The following is a 1858-nucleotide window of genomic DNA, read 5'->3' as shown; positions in this document are numbered from 1 at the left end:
TCTTTCAGCGAACGATCCATTCCACGACAGATCTTTTCATTGCAGGATAATTATGCAAAACATAAATAGAAATTATTCATATATATTTTTATGAGATTGAACCCGCTGCTCGTTTTCATCGTCGTGCTTTTCTTTGCCTGCACGGCATCCGGCATGCCGCAATCCGCGGATATAACCCCCGACACGGGCGGAGTGCAACCCGCTGAACAAGGAGAAGTTACCGTGTACGTGCTCCCTCCTGCAGGCAGAGAGAATGACCCGGACTTCCGCTATCATCCGGGCGATACCATCACCGTTACCGGCACCAACACTGGCTCCAGCACAACGTATCTCTTCATCACCGGACCCAACCTCAAGGCGAACGGATCGCAGATCCAGAACGCTTACCCGCCCGCTGCCGGGGTTGTCGAGGGCGACACCTCCACGTTCGCAACGGCCGCCGTGGGGGCGGACAACCGATGGTCCTTTGTATGGGACACATCAAAGAGCACGCTTGCCCCCGGTACGTACACTGTCTATGCCGTGAGCAGACCGCACGACCGGAACCATCTCGCATATTCTCCCTATGGCACGACGCCGGTTCTGCTCGTAAAACCCGGAGCAGCCGCCACGGTCCGGCAAGAGAGCTTCACGCTGGAAGAGGAGATTGTTGCTGATCCCAGCGGCCCGGTCCGATCCGGAACGCCCGTGACAGTCACCGCCACCGTCTATCTCCCCATGGGAGGTAAACAGACATTCCCTCCAGACCATTATCTTGTCTTCTCCACAGGGCTTGAGAACCCGCGCTGGTCCTACGCCCTTGTCCTTGATGGCGTTGAAAACACGCGCCCAATCCCTCACGGCGCAGTGCTGAGCCTGAGCGGCTTTGAACTCTCCTACCCGGGTGACCTGAACGAAGAGCGCATTGCGATTACCCTGCAGGGTACTGCACCCGTTGTGCGCGAAGGGATAACCAAGAATGCGGTGCGGATTTCTGTTGTGGATCCTGACGGGAACGTTGTTCCCAACAGCACGGTTATCCGGGAGATCACGATTCTTCCTTTGCCCGGGACCGCACCCTATGATACGCCAACAACAGCACCGGGTATGCCGGGAGTCCCGTCGCCCTCTACGCAGAAGGGGAGCCCGGCCATGGTTGTTGCGATATGCGGGATTGTTGCGGGATGTGGGATACTGTTCGGGATCAGGAAACAAGGTTGACTTAATTCCGGAAAAATGGAGAGACGCATGAAGCCAAAAATCCTGATCATTATGGTAGTCCTGTTCAGTCTCATTCACTTCGCGTCAGCCATTTCTCCGCAATCCTGTGATGCTTTCAGCGTGGCGCTGAATGGCAACCCGGCGATGACTGCCGTTTCCGGCAGTGGTGATACGATAGCGGTCGGGGGGACAAACGGAATGGTCGGTTCGTTTACACCTGATGGATCCCCCCGATGGGTTTACCGGATCAGCGATCCGGTCACCGGCATCGCCACCTCTGATGATGGCCGGTTCATTGCCGCAACCACATTCTCCGGCAATCTGTTTTACTTCGATGAGAAAGGCTACCTCCTCTGGAACCGGTCCGGGTTTGGCTGCAACAGTCAGGTCGCATTATCCGGCGACGGGCAGGAGGGTAATATCTTTTCCCGCAGCCTCACCCGCGATTTTTCTGGGGACACGGTATTTCATTTCGCTGGCAACGGGTCGGTCCTTTCCCGCTTGCCCGTTCCTGCGCCTACGAGTTACGCTCTGTCAGCCGATGGACACGTGGCCGTTGTCAACTCCGGCGGAACACAGGGCCACAATTCTGTTATTGCGATTGATGATGATGGAATCCGATGGCAGAAGATAAGCCCGAACCAGTATCGTGTTCCGC

2 protein-coding genes are annotated in these 1858 nt (G+C 56.2%); both read left to right on the top strand.

Annotated elements, in window-relative coordinates; all coding sequences use genetic code 11:
• The first annotated feature begins 90 nt into the window (after positions 1 to 90).
• Positions 91 to 1200 carry a hypothetical protein gene (locus tag CW742_RS11570; RefSeq protein WP_292420546.1) on the top strand — a complete coding sequence of 370 codons (1110 nt, stop codon included), beginning with the start codon at positions 91 to 93 and terminating at the stop codon, positions 1198 to 1200.
• Between the two features lie 27 nt (positions 1201 to 1227).
• Positions 1228 to 1858: hypothetical protein (locus tag CW742_RS11565; protein WP_292420543.1), on the top strand; the 631-nt coding region annotated here is incomplete at its 3' end.

The sequence above is a fragment of the Methanoregula sp. genome, from assembly GCF_002835825.1.
Taxonomy (GTDB): domain Archaea; phylum Halobacteriota; class Methanomicrobia; order Methanomicrobiales; family Methanospirillaceae; genus Methanoregula.
The sequence above is the reverse complement of the archived record's forward strand: the minus strand, read 5'-3'. Positions and strand labels throughout refer to the sequence as shown.

Coding starts and splice junctions, on each gene's coding strand:
- CW742_RS11570 (WP_292420546.1), top strand. CDS start 91: ATGAGATTGAACCCGCTGCTCGTTTTCATCGTCGTGCTTTTCTTTGCC.